This is a genomic window from Aeromonas sp. HMWF014 (genome assembly GCF_963878295.1).
Lineage (GTDB): Bacteria > Pseudomonadota > Gammaproteobacteria > Enterobacterales > Aeromonadaceae > Aeromonas > Aeromonas popoffii.
In genome coordinates, this window is sequence record NZ_CAWNYS010000040.1 from 1 (window position 1) to 304 (window position 304).

The 304-nt window shown below is 59.9% G+C and carries 1 pseudogene; it reads right to left on the reverse strand.

Features of this window, described 5'->3' with window-relative positions:
* Window positions 1-95: 95 nt before the first annotated feature.
* Window positions 96-304: pseudogene (locus tag AAC083_RS22740) on the reverse strand (sensor domain-containing diguanylate cyclase); the annotation flags it as partial.

A 304-nucleotide genomic window follows, 5' to 3' on the forward strand; every position in this document is an offset into this window, starting at 1 on the left:
AAACCAATAAAAACAATGCCAGTCAGGCTTAACTGACTGGCATTAGGCCCTCGGGCCTCTTCTTCATTTAGCCGCCAGCCTGTTGGCAAGATCCCCTATCCGGCCACAAGTTCCTGCGGGGTGCCCAGATAGATGCGGTTCTTGCCATCACGCTTGGCGCGATAGACCTCGGCATCCGCCACCTCCAGCAGCGTCTTGCCGAGCGTCACCCCATGGCTGGCCACCAGCCCGCCACTCAAGGTGATTTTGAGGCCAGGCTCGCGCCAGTCCAGTGACTCCACCCCCTTGCGGAACTGCTCCAGCA